The organism is Streptomyces sp. NPDC005955 (assembly GCF_042871255.1).
Classification (GTDB): domain Bacteria; phylum Actinomycetota; class Actinomycetes; order Streptomycetales; family Streptomycetaceae; genus Streptomyces.
On the sequence record NZ_JBIAIF010000005.1, the window covers coordinates 452,776 to 467,525 of the forward strand.

At 74.3% G+C, this 14,750-nt stretch carries 11 protein-coding genes; 3 read left to right on the forward strand and 8 right to left on the reverse strand.

Annotated elements, in window-relative coordinates; all coding sequences use genetic code 11:
- Positions 1 to 50: 50 nt before the first annotated feature.
- Complete coding sequence (locus tag ACFYOU_RS16245; protein WP_391306329.1) at positions 51 to 1,685, reverse strand: CocE/NonD family hydrolase; 1,635 nt, start codon at positions 1,683 to 1,685, stop codon at positions 51 to 53.
- A gap of 201 nt (positions 1,686 to 1,886) precedes the next feature.
- On the opposite strand from ACFYOU_RS16245, the gene ACFYOU_RS16250 reads away from it, so the two are divergent.
- Positions 1,887 to 2,699, forward strand: coding sequence for a TetR/AcrR family transcriptional regulator C-terminal domain-containing protein (locus ACFYOU_RS16250; RefSeq protein ID WP_391306276.1), 813 nt, complete (start codon positions 1,887 to 1,889; stop codon positions 2,697 to 2,699).
- 39 nt (positions 2,700 to 2,738) lie between these two features.
- On the opposite strand, the gene recX is transcribed toward ACFYOU_RS16250, so the two are convergent.
- From recX to ACFYOU_RS16270, 4 genes are all read right to left on the reverse strand, one after another.
- Positions 2,739 to 3,479, reverse strand: coding sequence for a recombination regulator RecX (gene recX / locus ACFYOU_RS16255; RefSeq protein ID WP_391306278.1), 741 nt, complete (start codon positions 3,477 to 3,479; stop codon positions 2,739 to 2,741).
- A 3-nt stretch (positions 3,480 to 3,482) separates the two neighbouring features.
- The gene (gene recA, locus ACFYOU_RS16260) at positions 3,483 to 4,604 is read right to left on the reverse strand and encodes a recombinase RecA (RefSeq protein ID WP_385488630.1); all 1,122 of its coding nucleotides are present in this window, start codon (positions 4,602 to 4,604) and stop codon (positions 3,483 to 3,485) included.
- Positions 4,605 to 5,072: 468 nt separating this feature from the next.
- Entirely contained in the window at positions 5,073 to 6,236 is a 1,164-nt protein-coding gene (locus ACFYOU_RS16265; RefSeq protein ID WP_391306330.1) for an AI-2E family transporter, read from the reverse strand.
- A 249-nt stretch (positions 6,237 to 6,485) separates the two neighbouring features.
- The gene (locus ACFYOU_RS16270) at positions 6,486 to 6,680 is read right to left on the reverse strand and encodes a DUF3046 domain-containing protein (protein ID WP_385488633.1); all 195 of its coding nucleotides are present in this window, start codon (positions 6,678 to 6,680) and stop codon (positions 6,486 to 6,488) included.
- Positions 6,681 to 6,759: 79 nt separating this feature from the next.
- On the opposite strand from ACFYOU_RS16270, the gene ACFYOU_RS16275 reads away from it, so the two are divergent.
- The gene (locus ACFYOU_RS16275) at positions 6,760 to 7,752 is read left to right on the forward strand and encodes a hypothetical protein (protein WP_387010794.1); all 993 of its coding nucleotides are present in this window, start codon (positions 6,760 to 6,762) and stop codon (positions 7,750 to 7,752) included.
- 31 nt (positions 7,753 to 7,783) lie between these two features.
- Here ACFYOU_RS16275 and ACFYOU_RS16280 read toward each other — a convergent pair whose 3' ends face one another.
- The 3 genes from ACFYOU_RS16280 to ACFYOU_RS16290 are packed head-to-tail and all read right to left on the reverse strand — an operon-like array spanning position 7,784 to position 9,800.
- Entirely contained in the window at positions 7,784 to 8,101 is a 318-nt protein-coding gene (locus ACFYOU_RS16280) for an AzlD domain-containing protein (protein WP_385488637.1), read from the reverse strand.
- Positions 8,098 to 8,937, reverse strand: a complete 840-nt coding sequence (locus tag ACFYOU_RS16285; RefSeq protein ID WP_391306281.1) for an AzlC family ABC transporter permease — start codon at positions 8,935 to 8,937, stop codon at positions 8,098 to 8,100. Before ACFYOU_RS16285 ends, ACFYOU_RS16280 begins: the two co-directional genes overlap by 4 nt.
- Positions 8,922 to 9,800, reverse strand: a complete 879-nt coding sequence (locus ACFYOU_RS16290; RefSeq protein WP_391306282.1) for an AraC family ligand binding domain-containing protein — start codon at positions 9,798 to 9,800, stop codon at positions 8,922 to 8,924. The genes ACFYOU_RS16285 and ACFYOU_RS16290 overlap by 16 nt, the downstream gene beginning before the upstream one ends.
- Before the next feature lie 104 nt (positions 9,801 to 9,904).
- Between ACFYOU_RS16290 and ACFYOU_RS16295 the strand changes: the two genes are divergently transcribed.
- On the forward strand, positions 9,905 to 14,743 hold the full coding sequence (locus tag ACFYOU_RS16295) for an ATP-dependent helicase (protein ID WP_391306284.1): 4,839 nt from the start codon (positions 9,905 to 9,907) through the stop codon (positions 14,741 to 14,743).
- Positions 14,744 to 14,750: the final 7 nt, after the last annotated feature.

Genomic DNA, 14,750 nt, shown 5'->3' on the forward strand with positions numbered 1-14,750 from the left:
GCGGCGACCTCCCGCCCCGGGCCGATGGCGTGCCCCGGAGCTTCCGCCGGTCAGTCGTTCTCCTCGGGGCCGTCGGCCGGAGCGGTCCCCGTGCCGTGCGGGAGCAGCAGCGTCGAATCCGCGTGGAGCGTGAGGTGCACCGGGACGAGGTGGGCGGCGTCCAAGGGCGGGTCCCCGGTGCCGGAACCGCGGGCGTACCGGGGGTGGGCGCCCCCGCTGATCTGCCAGCGCAGGCGGTGCCCGACGGCGAAGCGGTGAGCCGTGGCGCTCATCGGCACGGTGATCCGCGTGGGCTCCTCACCCGTCGTGCGCAGGCGCCCCAGCCCGTCGCAGACGTTGACGGAACGGCCCTGCGGGTCCACGTCGCACAGGCGCGTGAAGACGTCGGCGTGGCCGGTGTCGGTGGCGACGCTCAACCGGGCGGACACCGGGCCGTAGATCTCCACGGGTGCGGTCAACGGCGGTCCGGTGAAGGTCAGTACGTCCTCGCGGTCCTCCAGTCGGCCGTTGTCCCGGGCGCCCGCGGTTCGGGAGAGCAGCGGGCCGCCCAGGGACGGAGTGGGGTCGGCGGGGTCGTAGCGGAAGGAGGTCAGCGGGAGGGCTTCGGTGGGGGCCTGGCGGGTGAGGTGCCCTTCCCGGGTGGGGAACCACGCGGTGGTGGACGGGTCCGCGGGCCATGCGTCGAGGTCGCGCCAGTCGTCCGCACCGCCGAGGTGCACGCGCACCCCGGTGGGACGCAGACCGGAGCGGTCGGCGTACAGATGGGCGCGCAGCCAGGCCAGGGTTTCGGTGAACACCTCGGGCCAGCCCTGTTGCAGGGCGGAGGTGTGGGTCCAGGGGCCGACGAGCAGGGCCGTCTCGCAGCCGGCCCGACGCAGTCGTGCGTACTGCTCGAAGGTCTGGTCGACCAGTCCGTCGTGCCATCCGGTGATCAGGCTGGTCGGCACGGTCTGCCGCTCCGCCGCCCGGGCCAGCGACGCACCGTCCCAGTACGGGTCCGCGGCGTCCCGGTGCGTCAACGCCGCGTCCAGCCAGGGTGTTTCACCCCCGAGGGCGGGTGCGTACGAGCCGCGCAGCGGCCGGGCGCCGGTGACCTCGCGCAACCGGCGCGCCAGACGCAGGGTGGCCTTGAGGAACGCCCCCGCCCCCTGGTGCTGGTAGGTCATCCCCACCCCGACGGCGAGGGCGTTCTCCAGGCGGAGCGCGCCGTCGCGGGTGTGGAACAGGGCGTGGGGGTCGTGCAGTCCCACCTGGATCGCCATCGCCTTCAGCTCCGGCGGCGGGTCCAGGGCGAGGGCCCATTGCACGTAGCCGAGGTAGCTGGGGCCGACCGTACCCAACCGACCGGTGAACCAGGGCTGTTCGCGCAGCCAGGCCACCGCGGCCCGCCCGTCGGCCGCCTCGTTGCGCCACAGGTCGAACTCGCCGCCCGAGCCGCCGGTGCCGCGGCAGCTCTGGATGACCACGTGGAAGCCCTGTTCGGCGAAGAGCAGGCCGTACTGGGCGGACCAGGGCACGCCCCGGCCGTAGGGCGAGCGCACCAGGAGGGTGGGGAAGTCGCCCGGGGCCCGCGGGAAGTAGTGGTCGGTCAGCAACGGGCTGCCGTCGGCGGCCGGCACCGCGAGGCCGGGCTCCCGTCCGACGGAGTACCGCTTGGCCGGGAGTCGGCGCCAGGTCGACCGCATCGCCCGGGCGGCCAGCGGCGGCTTGCCCGAGGGCGCCGACCAGGTCGGTTCGGACCGGGGGTTGCGCGTGCGTGACGCCATCGTGGTTCCCCTCACTATTTCCAGTACGTTGTACGAGAATAGAGGATGCTTGGATGGCGCACACAGGGCGGGCCCGTACGGGGCACCGAGCGCACGGCGGAGAAGAGGGGTACCGAGATCGTGACCCGTGAGGAAGGGCCCGGCGCCACGGGCTTCGACCCCCAGCGCCTCTGGCTCGCGCCCGACCGTCCCCGCAAGGGTCGCCCGCCCGCCTACAGCCGTGCGGCGATCACCGCCGCCGCCGTCGCCGTCGCGGACGCCGAGGGACTGGAGGCGGTCACCATGCGACGGGTGGCGGCAGAGGTCGGAGCGGGCGTGATGTCGCTCTACAGCTACGCCCCCGACAAGGAGACGCTGCTGGAGCTGATGGTCGACCAGGTCAGCGGGGAACTACCGACCGGGGGCACGCCCTGCGGGCACTGGCGCGCCGAGGCGAAGGCCATCGCGCACCTCCAGCGTGCCCTGATGCTGCGGCACCCCTGGTTGCCGGTCGCCCTGTCCAGCCGTCGGACCCCCGGGCCGAACACCCTGGCCTTCCTGGAGTACGCCCTCGCCGCCCTGCGGCCCTCCGGACTGGACGGTGCGACGCGGGTGGAGGTCTTCGCCCAGCTCACCGCGTTCGTGACCGGGCACGTGACGTACGAGATCGCGCAGGCCGCGGCCTCGCGGTCCTACGACCGGACCGCGGCCGAAGCCCGCTACCTCGCCGTCGTCGCCGCGGACGGCCACCACCCGGAACTCGCCGAAGCGCTCGCCGCTCCCCAGCGGCCCGTCACCCCCGAAGCCACCTTCGAACGGTTCCTCAACCGGCTGGTCGAGGGGCTCGGTGCCCCCGACTCCGACGCCCGGGGCTCCGCCCCCCTCGAAGCCGGCACCGGCGATCCGGAAGCCGGTGCTCCTGAACAGGGTGTCTCCGGCGCCGACACCCGCTGACCCGGTGCGCGCGGCTCGCCGGCCGGAGAGCGCCCGGGGTCACTCCCCGTAGCCCGGGTCCCACTCCTGCGGGTCCTCGCCCTCTTCCTCCAGGGCCGCCCGGACCACCCGTAGCGCCAAGCCCTCGGAGTAGCCCTTGCGGGCGAGCATGCCCGCGAGGCGGCGCAGCCGTTTGTCGCGGTCCAGCCCGCGCGTGGTGCGCAGTTTGCGGGCCACCAGCTCGCGGGCGGTGGCTTCCTCCTGCTCGGGATCGAGTTGCGCCACGGCTTCGTCGATCACGGTGGAGTCGACGCCCTTGGTCCGCAGCTCCCGGGCGAGCGCGCGGCGGGCGAGGCCCCGGCCGTGGTGCCGGGACTCCACCCAGGCGTCCGCGTAGGCACCGTCGTTGATCAGGCCCACTTCTTCGAAGCGGGTCAGCACCTCCTCGGCGACCTCGTCGGGAATCTCCCGCTTGCGCAGGGCGTCCGCGAGTTGCTTGCGGGTGCGGGGGGTCCCGGTGAGCAGACGCAGACAGATCGCGCGCGCCTGCTCGGCCGGGTCCCGGGGCGGCTCCCCCTGCTCGGCCCTCGACGAGGAGGGGGAGCCGCTGTCGTGGTGGCCGCGACGGCCTCGCCGCCGGGGGGCAGGACCGTGTTCCCCCGTGGCCGGGTCCCCCGGGGCGGCGCGTCCGGGGCGGCCCGCCCCGGACCTCCCGTCACCGGCCTCGCCCCACCGGCCCTCCCGCTCCGCGGGGCGGAGGGGGGAGTCCTCGGGGTCCGGCCATTCGGTTCGCCGTGTCACGGGCTAGCTCTTGGCCGCCGTGGCCTTGGCCTTGGTGGTCTTGGCCGTCGGGGCGGGGACCGTCTTGGTCTCCTCCGCGGGTGCGGTGACGGCCGCGTCCGCCCCCGGCTCACCGGCCGGGACCTCCAGCTTCACTCCGACGCCGAGCTTCTCCTTGATCTTCCGCTCGATCTCATTGGCCAGATCGGGGTTGTCCTTGAGGAAGTTGCGCGCGTTCTCCTTGCCCTGGCCGAGCTGGTCGCCCTCGTACGTGTACCAGGCACCGGCCTTGCGGACGAAGCCGTGCTCCACGCCCATGTCGATCAGCCCGCCCTCACGGCTGATGCCCTGGCCGTAGAGGATGTCGAACTCGGCCTGCTTGAACGGCGGCGCGACCTTGTTCTTGACGACCTTGCAGCGGGTGCGGTTGCCCACTGCGTCGGTGCCGTCCTTGAGGGTCTCGATGCGACGGATGTCGATGCGGACCGAGGCGTAGAACTTCAGGGCGCGGCCACCGGTCGTCGTCTCCGGGGAGCCGAACATCACGCCGATCTTCTCGCGCAGCTGGTTGATGAAGATCGCCGTGGTCTTGGACTGGTTGAGCGCGCTGGTGATCTTCCGCAGGGCCTGGCTCATCAGTCGGGCCTGGAGGCCCACGTGCGAGTCGCCCATCTCGCCCTCGATCTCCGCGCGCGGCACGAGCGCCGCGACGGAGTCGATGACGATGAGGTCGAGGGCACCGGAACGGATGAGCATGTCCGTGATTTCCAGGGCCTGCTCGCCGTTGTCCGGCTGGGACAGGATGAGGTTGTCGATGTCGACGCCGAGCTTCTTGGCGTACTCGGGGTCGAGGGCGTGCTCCGCGTCGATGAAGGCGACCTGACCGCCGGCCTTCTGCGCGTTGGCCACGGCGTGGAGGGTGAGGGTGGTCTTGCCGGAGGACTCCGGCCCGTAGACCTCCACCACGCGTCCGCGCGGCAGTCCGCCGACCCCGAGGGCGACGTCGAGGGCGGTCGACCCGGTGGGGATGACCTCGATGGGCTCGTTCGGCCGCTCGCCCAGACGCATCACCGCGCCCTTGCCGAATTGTCGTTCGATCTGTGCGAGCGCGGCGTCCAACGCCTTCTCGCGGTCGGTTCCTGCCATGGGTTCCACCCGATTTGCTTGAGTCGATCGCTTCACGTCAAAGACGCTAACGCCTGCCACTGACAACGCGCCCCGACGCCGGTCCGACCTGTGGATAACTCCGGCGACCACGGCCGCCGAGGACACCGCCGAGACCTCCCGGCGACCCTGGAAACCGCCCCGGAACCGCCCGGGAACCCCGGCGATCGGGGCGGGGAGCCGGTCGGCCACGCGCTTCGGACCACCCCCATCAGAATGGATGTTCGATTTTGGTGTCAAGCGCACCGCGCGGCACCACCGAGCCTACGTCGCACCCCCCGGCGCTCCCCGGAACACCCGAGACACGCACTGACAAGCCCCGACGCGCCTCGACGCGTCCCGACACGCGCGGGGGCGGTGGTCGGAGCCCGTCCGACCACCGCCCCCCACGCGCGGTACCCCCGCGCGCCCCGGGTCCCCCGGCGTCAGCCGCCGGGCGCAGGACCCGGATCAGCCGCCGGGCACCCCGTCGGCGTCCGCGGAGCGGGTCCGCGCGGTACGGGCCGCCGAACCGCCCAGCAACCCGCGGACCCGGCTGAACGCGCCCCCGGTCGCCTTGCGCGGGTGACCCTGGACACGGGGGTCGTCCGTGACGTCGTACCGCCGGACGTACGTGCTGAGGAACGCCTGGAGGGTGGCGACCGCCGGAATGGCGATCAGCGCGCCCACCGCGCCGAGCAGCCCCGTGCCGACGATGACCGAACCGAAGGCGACGGCCGGGTGGATGTCCACGGTCCGGGCGGTCAGCTTCGGCTGGAGCAGGTAGTTCTCGAACTGCTGGTACACCAGGACGAAGATCAGCACCCACAGCGAGTACCAGGGGTCGACCGTGAAGGCGATCAGCATGGGCAGGGCGCCCGCCAGGTACGTGCCGATGGTCGGGATGAACTGGGAGACGAGGCCCACCCACACCGCCAGGGCGGGCGCGTAGGGCACCGTCAGGGCCTCGAACAGGACGTAGTGCGCAACGCCGGACACCAGGGCCATCAGCCCGCGCGAGTACAGGTACCCGCCCGTCTTGTCGACGGCGATCTCCCAGGCCCGCAGCACCTCGCTCTGCCGGGCGGGCGGCAGCACCGAACACAGCGCGCGCCGCAGCCGCGGGCCGTCCGCCGCGAAGTAGAACGCGAACAGCAGCACGGTCAGCAGGTGGAACAGCCCGCCCAGCACCTGCGCGGAGACGTCCAGGACGCCGGTGGCGCTGTCCTGGATGTACTTCTGGAGCCAGTCGGAGTGGACGAGGCTGTCCTGGACCTTGACCCGGTTCAGTTCGGTGCCGAACGTCGTGTTGGTCCAGTTGATGACCGAGTCGAGGTACTTCGGGAAGTCCTCGGAGATGCTCGCGATCTGGCCGGCGAGCATCGATCCCATCATCGTGACGAAGCCCGCCGTCACGACCACCAGCCCCAGGAACACGGTGGCCGTGGCCAGACCCCGGCGCATCCCCCGCGCCGCCATCCAACTCACGGCGGGCTCGATGGCCAGCGCCAGGAAGAACGAGATCAGGATGTTGATCAGCAGGCCGGTGAGCTGGTGGAACGCCCAGCTGCCGAGTTGGAAGCAGGCGTACAGGGCGAGGGCCAGCACGATGGCGCGCGGCAGCCAGCGGGGCATCTTGACGCTGCGGTCGTCCACCGGGGCCGCTCCGTCGGAGCGGGCCGCGGCCGGCGGGTCCCCCTCCGGGGTGGGGTCCCGGGATATCCGTGCCGCCCGGGAGGTGTCCGCGCCGCCGGCCGGACCTGCCGTGCGCGTGCTGTCGTCCGTGTCATCAATGGGTGCCACCGTGCAAGTTTCGCCTACGCCACGCGGTTTCCGCCCCACCCTTGCGAACCGGACACCCCGACCCGCGCGCGGCGGCGGCCGTCAGCGCAGGTGCGCCGGCACGCCGACCGCCTCGCACACCGCCCGCCACACGTCCTTCGCCTCCCACCCCGCCGCGAGCGCCTGGTGCACCGTGCGCCCGTCCAACTCCGCCATCACGTGGTCACGGGCGAAGGACTCGGCGTACCCCGCACCGAAGTGGTCCGCCATCCGCTGCCAGAAAACCGTCAACCGCATGCCACCAGTATCCCGCCCCTGAGGGTGCAGCCGGACCGGTACGGCTCCCCGCACGGCGCTCGGCCTCTACGGTCGTGACATGGCCGAATCCGGAGCTTTCCCCCTGCCCTCGCAGCCCGCCACACGTTCGACCGCCCCGGCTCCCGGAGCCGCGCAGCCCACCCCGGCGCACACCCCGCTCGCCCGCGCGGCGGACTTCCTGTGGCTCACCGCGCGGGTGCTGGAGCAGCGCAGGTTCGCGTACGAGTTCCTGGGCGCGGCCGACGCCGACGCGGTGGAGACCGCCCTGGACGCGTACCGCACCGAGGACGGCGGCTACGGGCACGCCCTCGAACCGGACCTCAGGGGGCCGGTGAGCCAGCCCCTGCACGCCGCGCACGCGCTACGGGTGCTCGACTCGATCGGGCGGTGCGGCGGGCAGCGGGTGGAGCGGCTCGGCCGCCACCTGACGTCCGTGTCCACCCCGGAGGGGGCCCTGCCCTCGGTGCTGCCGACCCAGCGGGCGTACCCGTCCGCGCCGTTCGTGCCGGTCGTGGACCATCCGCCGGGGGACCTGCTGGCGACGGGCCCCGTGGTGGGCCTGCTGCACCGCAACGACGTCTGGCACGCCTGGCTGTTCCGGGCGACGGACTTCTGCTGGCACGCCGTGGAGTCGCTGGAGAAGTCGCACCCCTACGAGATCGAGGCCGCGATCGTGTTCCTGGACTCCGTTCCGGACCGCTCGCGCGCGGAGGCCGCGGCCGACCGGCTGGGACGGCTGGTGCGGGAACAGCGGCTCGCGGTCCTGGACCCGGAGCGGCTCGACGACTTCCCGGTGGCCCCGGGGTACGCCCCCAAGGAGCACCACTACCCGCACCACTTCGCGCGCTCCCCCCGCTCGCTGGCGCGCGCCTGGTTCACGGAGGCGGAGATGGCCCGGTCGCTGGACGTGCTGGCGGCGCAGCAGCAGAGCGACGGGGGCTGGCCGATCCAGTGGCGGCTGTGGGCGCCGGGCACGGCGCTGGAGTGGCGGCCCATCGTCACCCTGGAGGCGCTGCGCACCCTGCGGGCCCACGGCCGGTCCATCGGCTGAACCGCCCGGTCCGGGGCCGGGCGGTTGCCGGTCACCCGGTCAGCGCCCGCACGCCGGCCGTGACGGCCACGGCCGCCCCGACGACGACCAGGAAGGGCGCCCGCAGGACCAGGGCGAGGGCCGCCGCGCCGAGTCCGGCGGCCTTGGCGTCGAGGAGGAGTTCGGCGCCGTCGGAGAAGGTCTGCTGGGCGGTGAGCGCGGCGAGCAGCGCCACCGGTACGAGGGCGGCCAGGCGGCGCACCAGCGGGCGTTCCAGGGCGCCGGCGGGCACCAGGAGGCCGAGCAGTTTGACGGCGTAACAGCCGACGGCGGTGACGCCGATCGCGATCCACACGGTCGTCTCGTTCATCGGTTCCCCGACCTCCTCCCGGTGTCCCGGCCGGTGCCTTCGCCATCGGCGTCGTCAGCAGGGCGGCGGGGAGCCTCCCCCGGGTCCGCGGCGGGTCCGTGGGCGGGGCTCCGGCGCCCGCTGACGTACAGGACCACGGGTGCCGCGAGGGCCGAGAGCAGGACCGGCACCCCGGCCGGCAGCACCGGCAGCAGCCCCAGGCCGAGGAGGACCGCGAGAGCGGCGACGGCGCGCTCGGCGGGGGTGCGGAGCATGGGCGCCAGCAGGGCGAGGAACACCGCGGGTCCCGCCGCGTCCAGGCCCCAGGCGTCGGTGTCGCCGATGGCCTCCGCGCCCAGCGCGCCGAGCAGCGTGGTGAGGTTCCAGAGCACGTAGAGGGTGGCCCCGGTGACCGTGAAGCCGATCCGGGCCGCCCGGCGCGTGGGCTGGGCGAGCGAGACGGCGGTGGTCTCGTCGATGACCCACTGCGCGGCGAACGGCCGCACCGCCCGGGGCAGGGCGAGCAACTGGGACAGGCGCAGTCCGTAGAAGGCGTTGCGCACGCCGAGGAAGAACGCCCCGGCCGCCGCCGTCAGCGGGTTGCCGCCCGCGGCGAGCGCCCCCACCAGGGCGAACTGGGAGGCCCCGGTGAACACCAGGAGGCTCAGGGCGCAGGTCTGGAGGACGGTGAGTCCGCTGCCCGCCGCGGTCACGCCGAAGGCGAAGCCGGAGAGGCCGACGGCCACGCCGACGCCCAGGGCGTCCCGGACGACGGCGGCGTCGCGCTTGGTGGGCGCACCGGGTCTGACCGGGGCGTCCGTCGGGCCCGCGGAGGCGGGTGCTATCTGTTCTGCCACGCCTTCGACGGTACGACCAGGCCGCCGGACGGTTCTTGTACGTTCTTGCGCTCGCGCTGGTAGGCGCCGGGGGGCACGCCCACGATGCGGGTGAAGTGACGGTTGAGGTGGGGTTGGTCACTGAAGCCGACGGCGACCGCCACGTCCGCGGGGCGCACGCCGGCGTCCAGCAGCCGACGGGCGCGGCGCACCCGCGCATCGGTGAGCCAGCTGTGCGGGGGCATCCCGTAGACGTCGCGGAAGGCGCGGAGCAGGGCGAACGGGGTGGTGCCCAGGTCGGTGGCGAGGCGGTGCAGGGTCGGCGGCCGGTCCAACCGCTCCTCCAGCACGGCACGGGCGCGGGCCGCGGTGCGGGCGCCGGCCGAGCGGACGGGGCGCTGGGGCAGCGGTCCGCCGTTGCGCCGCAGCAGCCGGGTGACCGCGGCCCGCAGGAAGGTGTCGGCGGCCAGCGGGTCGCCCTCGTCGGCGGCGCGCAGCACCCGGTGGACGAGGCCGGCGGCGTACGGGTCGTCCAGGACCGGGCTGGTGAAGCCGGGGGCGCCGCGGATGCCGGTGGTCTCGGCGGCGATCTCGGCGACCAGCTCCGGCCCGGGGTAGACGGCGCCGTAGCGCCAGCCCTCGGGGACGCCCGCCCGGCCGGTGTGCGGGGTGTCGGGGTTGACCAGGGCGAGCGCCCCGGGGCCCGCGTACTGGTCGAAGCCGCCGTGGTGGAAGATCTCCACGCCCTCGCTGATCGCGGCGATCACGAAACCCTCGTGGGTGTGCCGGACGAAGTTCTTGTGGACGTACCGGGCCCGCAGCAGGTCGACCCCGGGCAGCTCCGGGTACTGCCAGTGCCGTGCGCGTTCCGCGGTGCCGCCCATGGGTCCCATTCTGCGCCAGCCGCCCGCTGCGCCGCCTGGGACCGCCGCGCGGGGTGTTCGCGCAGGTCGGGGCGGTTGTCAGGGGTGGGGTGCAGGATGGGGGCATGGTGCGCTCTGCTCTCGATGCGTTCTCCCCCGCGACCCGCGGTTGGTTCTCGGGGGCGTTCTCCGCGCCCACGAGCGCCCAGAGCGGCGCGTGGCGGGCGATCGGCGAGGGCTCCGACGTGCTGGTGGTCGCGCCGACCGGCTCCGGCAAGACGCTGGCCGCGTTCCTCGCCGCGCTCGACCAGCTGACCTCCGCGCCCGTGCCCGCCGACCCCAAGAAGCGGTGCCGGGTGCTGTACGTGTCGCCGCTGAAGGCGCTCGCGGTGGACGTGGAGCGCAATCTCCGCAGCCCGCTCACCGGCATCCGGCAGGAGGCGGTCCGGCTCGGGCTCCCGGAGCCGGAGGTCCGGGTCGGCATCCGCTCGGGCGACACCCCGGCCGCCGAGCGCCGGGCCCTGGCGAACCGCCCGCCGGACATCCTGATCACCACGCCGGAGTCCCTGTTCCTGATGCTGACCTCGGCCACCCGGGAGGCGCTGACGGGGGTGGAGACCGTCATCCTGGACGAGGTGCACGCGGTGGCCGGCACCAAGCGCGGCGCGCACCTGGCCCTCTCCCTGGAGCGGCTGGACGAGCTGTTGGAGCGGCCCGCCCGCCGCATCGGCCTGTCCGCGACGGTCCGCCCGGTGGACGAGGTGGCGCGCTACCTCTCGCCGGGGCGCCGGGTCGAGGTGGTGCAGCCCCCTTCGGGCAAGGAGTTCGACCTGTCGGTGGTCGTCCCGGTGGAGGACCTGGGGGAGCTGGGCGGTTCGCCGGCCTCCCAGGCCGGTGCGGAGGGCGAGCGCCCCTCGATCTGGCCGCACGTCGAGGAGCGGATCACCGATCTGGTGCTGGCCCACCGGTCCACGATCGTGTTCGCGAACTCCCGGCGCCTCGCCGAGCGCCTGTGCAACCGGCTGAACGAGATCGCGTACGAACGGGCCACCGGCGTCCCCCTGGGGGAGGACCACGCGCCGGCCGAGCTGATGGGCGGCTCCGGGGCAGCGCGGGGAGCGCCGGCGGTCATCGCGCGGGCCCACCACGGTTCGGTGTCCAAGGAGCAACGGGCTCTGGTCGAGGAGGACCTGAAGGCGGGTCGACTGCCCGCCGTGGTCGCGACGTCCAGCCTGGAGCTGGGCATCGACATGGGCGCCGTCGACCTCGTGGTCCAGGTGGAGTCGCCGCCGTCGGTGGCGTCCGGGCTCCAGCGGGTGGGCCGGGCCGGGCACCAGGTCGGCGCCGTGTCGACGGGGGTCGTGTTCCCCAAGTACCGGGGCGATCTGGTGCAGTCCGCGGTGGTCACCGAGCGGATGCGCGCGGGTGCGATCGAGTCGCTGCGGGTGCCCGCCAATCCGCTGGACGTCCTCGCGCAGCAACTCGTCGCGATGACCGCGATGGACACCTGGCAGGTGGACGACCTGCTGGCGCTGGCGCGCCGGGCGGCGCCCTTCGCCTCGCTCCCCGAGTCGGCGTTCACCGCGGTCCTGGACATGCTCGCGGGCCGCTACCCCTCCGACGCGTTCGCCGAACTGCGTCCGCGCGTGGTGTGGGACCGGATCGCCGGTACGGTCACCGGCCGCCCCGGTGCGCAGCGGCTCGCCGTCACCTCCGGCGGGACCATCCCCGACCGGGGGCTGTTCGGGGTGTTCCTCGCCGGGGCCGACCCGAAGAAGGGCGGCGGCCGGGTCGGCGAGCTGGACGAGGAGATGGTCTACGAATCACGGGTCGGGGACGTGTTCACCCTCGGAACCAGTTCCTGGCGGATCGAGGACATCACCCGGGACCGCGTGCTGGTCTCCCCCGCGCCGGGCGTGCCCGGCCGGCTCCCGTTCTGGAAGGGCGACCAGCTCGGCCGCCCCTTGGAGCTGGGCCGCGCGCTCGGCGCGTTCCTGCGCGAGGTGGGCGCCCTGTCCAAGGACGACGCCCGGTCACGGTTGACGGCCGCCGGACTCGACGCCTGGGCCGCCGACAACGTCCTCGCCTATCTGGACGAACAGCGCGCGGCGTGCGGACACGTGCCCGACGACCGCACGATCGTGGTGGAGCGGTTCCGCGACGAGCTGGGCGACTGGCGGGTGGTCGTCCACTCCCCGTTCGGCGCCCAGGTGCACGCCCCCTGGGCGCTCGCGCTGGGGGCCCGGCTCACCGAGCGGTACGGCATGGACGCCCAGGTCATGCACGCCGACGACGGGCTGGTGCTCCGCCTCCCGGACGCCGATCTGATGGGCCTCGACCTCCTCGACGCCGAGCCCGGCCGCACGGGCGACGCGTTCGACGCGGAGCAGGCCCCCGTCGGCGCCGCCGACGTGCTGTTCGACCAGGGCGACGTCAACCAGGTCGTCACGGACCAGGTCGGCGGCTCGGCGCTGTTCGCGTCCCGCTTCCGGGAGTGCGCCGCGCGGGCGCTGCTCCTGCCCCGCCGCAGCCCCGGCAAGCGCACCCCGCTGTGGCAGCAGCGCCAACGGGCCGCGCAACTCCTCGAAGTGGCGAGCGACTTCGGTTCCTTCCCCATCGTCCTGGAAGCGGTCCGCGAATGCCTCCAGGACGTGTTCGACGTGCCGGGACTCACCGAGCTGATGGGCGACATCGAGTCCCGCCGGGTCCGCCTGGTGGAGGTCACCACGCAGGAACCGTCCCCCTTCGCCCGCTCGCTGCTCTTCGGCTACGTCGCCCAGTTCCTGTACGAAGGCGACTCACCGCTGGCCGAGCGCCGGGCGGCGGCCCTGTCCCTCGACTCCCGGCTGCTCGCGGAACTGCTCGGCCAGGCGGAACTGCGGGAACTCCTCGACGCGCAGGTGCTGACCGAGTTGGAGGGCGAACTCCAGTGGCGCACCGAGGACCGCCGGGTCAAGGACGCGGAGGGCGTCGCGGACCTGCTGCGCCTCCTCGGCCCGCTGACCCCCGGGGAGTTGGCCGAGCGGGGCGCCGACGCTCAGTGGGCGACGGACCTCGCCGCCGCCCGGCGGGCGATCCGGGTGCGGATCGCCGGGGCCGACCACTGGGCGGCCGTCGAGGACGCGGGTCGGCTGCGGGACGCGCTGGGCACCGCCCTGCCGGTCGGCGTGCCGGAAGCGTTCACGGAACCGGTGGGGGACCCCCTCGGTGACCTCCTGGCCCGGTACGCCCGCACCCACGGCCCGTTCACCTCCGCCGCGGCGGCGGCCCGGTTCGGGCTCGGCAGCGCGGTCACCGACGGCGCGCTGCACCGACTCGCGGCGGCCGGACGGGTCGTCCAGGGCGAGTTCCATCCGGCGGGCATCGGCCAGGAGTGGTGCGACACGACGGTGCTGCGCCGGTTGCGCCGCCGCTCGCTGGCCGCCCTGCGCCAGGAGCTGGAGCCCGTTCCCCCGGCGGCGCTGGCCCAGTTCCTCCCCCGGTGGCAGCACGTCGGTGAGCGCGGCGGGCTCCGCGGGACGGACGGACTGGTGCGGGCCGTCGAGCAGTTGCAGGGTGCGGCCGTGCCCGCATCGGCGCTGGAGAAACTGGTCCTGCCCTCCCGGGTCGGCGGGTACGCCCCGGCGGTGTTGGACGAGTTGACCGCATCGGGCGAGGTGGTGTGGGCGGGCGCCGGCGCGCTCCCGGGCAAGGACGGCTGGATCAGCCTCTACCTGGCTGACGCGGCGCCCCTGTTGCTGCCGCCGCCCCAGCCGCTGGAACTGACGGAACTGCACCGCTCCGTACTGGACGTCCTCGCCGACGGGTACGGTCTGTTCTTCCGTCAGATCGCCGACCGGGTACGGGCCGGCACCCACCCGGAGGCCACCGATCCGCAGCTCGCCGACACCGTCTGGGACCTCGCCTGGTCGGGCCGGCTGACCAATGACACGCTCGCCCCGCTGCGCGCGCTGCTGGGCTCGGGCCGCACCGCCGGTTCGACGGCCCACCGCGCCCGCCGGACGGTCCCCCGCAGCCGGTACGGATCGCTGACGGGCGCCGCCCGCCCGGCCTCCCGGGGCGGGCCGCCCACGGTCGGCGGACGGTGGTCGTTGCTCCCCGCGGCCGAGCCCGACCCGACCCTGCGCGCCCACGCACTGGCCCGCACCCTGCTGGACCGGCACGGGGTGGTGACCCGCGGCGCGGTCGCGGCGGAGGGCGTCGAGGGCGGGTTCTCCGCGGCGTACCGGGTGCTGTCGGTGTTCGAGGAGAGCGGCCAGGCGCGACGGGGTTACGTGGTGGAGGGGCTGGGCGCGGCGCAGTTCGCGATGGACGGGGCGGTGGACCGGCTGCGGGCGATGGCCGCGGCGCGCGAACGCGGCGCTGCCGCCGACTCGGGTGACCTCCACGGGGGCCGCGCCCCGGGCGACGTCCCGGACTTCCTCGACGAGGTCTCCCCCGCCATGGGTACGGGCGCCGCGCACTCCTTCCCGACTCCGTACGGGGGCGGGCCCGGCCGGTCGTCCGCATCCGGTGCCGGCAAACCGGCGGCGGGTGGCCCACGGGCGGTGGTCCTGGCGGCGGCGGACCCGGCCAATGCGTACGGTGCGGCCCTTCCCTGGCCCGAGCCGCCGACCGGCGCCGGCCACAAGCCCGGACGCAAGGCGGGTTCGCTGGTCGTCCTGGTCGACGGCGAGTTGGCGCTGTACATGGAGCGGGGCGGCAAGACCCTGTTGGCCTGGCCGACGCATCCACCGACGGAAGCCGAGGCGCAGGACCCGACCGGGCGGGCCCGGGCCGCCGGGCAGGACGCACGGCTGGTGGCGGCGGCCGAGGCGGTGGCCGCCGCGGCCCGGGAGGGGGCCTTGGGCACCCTCACGGTGGAGCGGGTCAACGGGACCCCCGCACTGACCTCGGCACTCGGCGAAGTCCTGGAAGCGGCGGGATTCCACGCCACGCCCCGGGGACTGCGGCTGCGCGGGTGAGGTGAGC